This window comes from Bacteroidales bacterium (assembly GCA_031275285.1).
Lineage (GTDB): Bacteria > Bacteroidota > Bacteroidia > Bacteroidales > UBA4181 > JAIRLS01.
The window spans coordinates 1-4,041 of the sequence record JAISOY010000218.1 but is presented as its reverse complement, the minus strand read 5'-3'; the positions used below and the strand labels follow the sequence as shown (position 1 = coordinate 4,041).

3 protein-coding genes are annotated in these 4,041 nt (G+C 41.6%); all 3 read right to left on the bottom strand.

Annotated elements, in window-relative coordinates; genetic code table 11:
- Positions 1-1,806 (bottom strand): insulinase family protein (locus LBQ60_21490; GenBank protein ID MDR2040498.1); only part of this gene is annotated, 1,806 nt, incomplete at its 3' end.
- 159 nt (positions 1,807-1,965) lie between these two features.
- Positions 1,966-3,633, bottom strand: a complete 1,668-nt coding sequence (locus tag LBQ60_21485; protein ID MDR2040497.1) for a DUF5723 family protein — start codon at positions 3,631-3,633, stop codon at positions 1,966-1,968.
- Between the two features lie 38 nt (positions 3,634-3,671).
- Positions 3,672-4,041, bottom strand: a 370-nt coding sequence (locus LBQ60_21480) for a DUF4621 domain-containing protein (GenBank protein MDR2040496.1), incomplete at its 5' end; no start/stop codon positions are given.

Here is a 4,041-nt window from a genome sequence, read left to right as displayed (position 1 = left end):
CAGATTTGCATAAGCTGATTTTCCAGCCAGAAGTTTGTTCAGGTCTGTAAAACTGAAATCACCGATACCGCTTAATGAGGGAATACTGGTCGCATAACGGGAAGACTGGTAATCCTGATCGCTGATTAATGAAGAACCACCCCAGCTGTATGCCGATAAAATGATCTGGTCTTCTTTATGGGTAGTTGGGTAGATCACTACTTTAGCACCATTGCTCAATGTCCACTCAACGGCATTGAACGGTTTTTTCAGTGTTTTGGTTTTTATGATCTTACCTTTTTGGGGAAGTTGCTCCATCAATTGCTTTCCGGACATTTCATCCTTATAGGGTTCGATGTTTTCTTTTTTGATATCGGCCAGCATTTTTTTGATCATATCCTCCGTTAACATTTGATCCTTGTCTTTGTCGGATACGGATTGGGTAACAATGATATTTTTGTCGGGGAAGAAATTCTGCGCCTTCCGGTTGATTTCTTCCAATGTAATCATCGGAAGCACGTTCTGGGTAAAATTGTAGGTATATTCTACAGATGGAATAGAGTTGTTCCCGGTAAAATGGGAGATGTATAAGTTCAGGAATGCACCGTTATCCCTGTTGTTCCTTTCATTGTATGCCCTTTGTTCACCATTGAGTATCGTTGCTTTGGCACGCTCCAGTTCCGATTCGTTAAAACCGTAACGCTTTACCCGTTCAAGTTCAGTCAGCAGCACTTTAAATGCTTGAGGAGCCTGGTTGTTTTTGGGCCGTACAGATGCCGAGAAAACATCTTTATTAGCGAGCCAAGAATAATAACCACCATAAATGCTTGCAAAGGGTTGGTTATCTTTTAGATATAACTCATCCATCCTGGATGAAAGCATGGTATTGATAAGTCTTGTAACCCTATTGTCCCACATGAATTTTTGCTTATCCCTGTTTTCGGGTCTTGTTCCCTCATGTTTATACATCAGGCTGATACTCAAATTTCCAGCTTCAGGATCCGTCGCACTGCCGATCAATATGCCGTCATTATCCGGTATTTCATATTCAGGTAACTGAATAGAATTTTGGGGCTTCGGACGGTTTTTGAACAATTTTTTTACCTTTTCTTCCATCTGGTCCGGATCGAAGTCACCGATCAGGATCAATGCCTGTAAGTCCGGACGGTACCATTTATGGTAGAAATCGAGTATGTCATTCATTTTAAATGTATTCAACACATTGATATCCCCAATGACATTGCGTTTGGCATATTGTGAATGATTGTATATCACAGGCCTTAACTGCTCGCTGATCCGGAACCCCGAACCTCCGTAGGTACGCCATTCTTCCCTGATCACTCCGCGTTCTATTTCCAACATCTCCGGTTTGAATAAAAACTCCCCCGACCAGTCATGTAAGATCAATAACAAACTGTCGATCAAAGATTCCCTTTCCAGCGGTATGGAAGAAAGCATGTAGCAAGTTCTGTCTATGCTGGTATATGCATTCAGGTTGGCACCGAATTTGATCCCGTTTTTCTCACAATATTTGGTGATGGCATCTCCCGGAAAGTGGGTGGTTCCCTTAAATGCCATATGTTCGGTAAAATGCGCCAGCCCGTTCTGACTGTCTTCTTCCAGTATAGCTCCGACATGGTGGAGTATATACATATCGGCCCTGTTTTCCGGCTTGTTGTTTTTCCTTATGTAATAAGTGAGTCCATTATCCAACTTTCCGATTTTTACTCCCGGGTCTGTCGGTACAATCGCATTCGGGTCATACTTTTGTGCAGATATTTGGGTGACCAGTACAAAACCTAATAAAAGCCAATACATTTTTTTCATTATGTCAGGGTGTTAAATGGATAAAAGTTATTATTTCTCATCCACAAATATAAACTATGTTTTTAGATATGCAACTCTGGTGTACTTTTTTTTGTTGAAGAGGCATGTAAAAAAAAACCCTCAATTCGTTGAGGGTATTTTTCGTATAACTGATCGAAATTATTGATTCATGACTTCAGGAATTCTTCTTTTCCCGATAGGGATATTTAACCCGAAGTTTAAATTAATACCTTTCGTGGTGACGGGAATATATTGTGGAGAAACATGATATACAATATAATCGCTGGACAGGAAGAAGCTGATACCGCTTTTGGGCGCTAAGTGTATGGCGGCGCCAAAAGTATTGAACTTGCTGTGGATAAATGAATAGCTAAGCGCCACGGCAAACCAGCGGGCGGGGCGGTAGGTCCCGGTAAGGGTCAGTTCTGTGACCGTGTGTGATGAATTGAAGTAGGTTGTGGACAGTAAACCTGCATACAGCATATCCTTGAAAAATTCATATTCCAGTTCCAGATTCATTTTCATCCTGAGGGAAGAGGTGTATTTCCGGTTCCTTCCGGTTTCTTTAAGGTCCAGTATATCTTCCAGATTGTCTTTTATATCGTTCAGTTGATCTTCCAGTACATCGCTGTTGTTGTAATCTATTTCAATGTCACCGGTAACTACCTGCCTGTCCAGGACGGATTCCAGTTCTAAGGTGTTGACACTTGGCCATCTGATAAATCCGATATCCGTCAATGCACCTGAAAAGGTGAACCGGCTCAGGATATCTCCCCAAATGCCTTCAGGAAGGGCTAATCCTGCAAGCGCATAAGAGGCGCCTATGTCAAATCCGAGTCCGTAACCGGGTTTAAGCGTCATGTCATCGAAATCATCGAATTCGATTCCGTCAAATTTGCCGTCACTGTCATATTTTGCTTTGATACCCGGGGCTGATGCTTTTAATGTGGCACGCGAACTAACGATCCATTGATCCAGTTCGGCATCTAAAGATAGATCCTGGATCTTAAAATCGAAATCAGCAAAACCAACCAGGAATTTAGTCCGCAATCCGACAATAAGATTGTCTTCCAGGAACGAACGTGAATAACCGAACGCTACTTCCCCATATGCGTTACCTGTGACCTGTGTTTCTTTAAAATTATACCTTACAGCCTCATCGGAATCAAGCCCGACCTTGGCAAACCTGAAAAGGGATTTTGGAACGTTTCCATCTGCATGTGCTTTTACTCCGGCATCAAAACTCCAGAAACTTTTTCCGGTGTAAAATCCGAAGGTAAACAGGGAATAATCAAAATCTGCAGAAAGATAATTGTTCTTTTTTATGTCGTTCAGGAACTCATTGATCCCTACATCAGGATGCATGAATGTGACCAATTCATTATTTTTCCGGAATGTCAGGTGATCCAGGTTAAAGGTGTTTGTCCTGGCATCTATCCTGATATTATTCAGAAAAGGAACGCCGATATAACCCTGTATGGGTCTCAAAGCCGGATTCATGGCAAACCTGTTGGGCAGGGTAGCCTTATTTCTGATGAAACCCAACGGAGAAAGCCGGATATTGTAATCATCTGAGGTATCGAGCATGATTTGTTCTGAAACATAGTTGGCGTTCGAAACAGTCAGACTGTTGGCCTGATCGGATACCGTTATGGAAAAACGACCGTCTGCATCTGTGATCACCGTGTTGTTGGTACCGGTTTCGATCACAGTAGCTCCCGGAATTGCTTTTTCTTTTTTCTGTACAATACCTGTAATGGTTCTTGTTTGTGCGGAAATATTGCAAACAAAGACACTTAAAATAATAAGGATATATATTTTTCGCATGAGAATATTCTTTAGATCGTGTGGTTAAATACAGATAATTAAATGTCATCAAGATTGATACTTATTCCACCTTCCTTTTTGATTTTTAATTTGGCGATGGATAAGAAATCGGATACTTTGAAAGTAATCGGGGTACCATTATCGGGCTTCTTGATAACAAAACTGAATTTAAGATGCCTGGCATCTTTCATTGCGGTCATGTCTGTGATTTTAACAGAGAATTTTTGGTCTTTTATGTTGCCCAGTACTACCGGTTCTGTCTTTGCACGGGTCGGATTCATTTGTTCATCCAGGAAAGAAACATTCAGTATGATCTCCAGTTGTGTCTTCTGGGCAAGATCTCCGATTTGAACGTCTACCGAATCCGCACTGATGATCACATCTCCGCTTCCTTCTTTAAAAAACCGG

Coding starts and splice junctions, on each gene's coding strand:
- LBQ60_21485 (MDR2040497.1), bottom strand. CDS start 3,633: ATGCGAAAAATATATATCCTTATTATTTTAAGTGTCTTTGTTTGCAAT.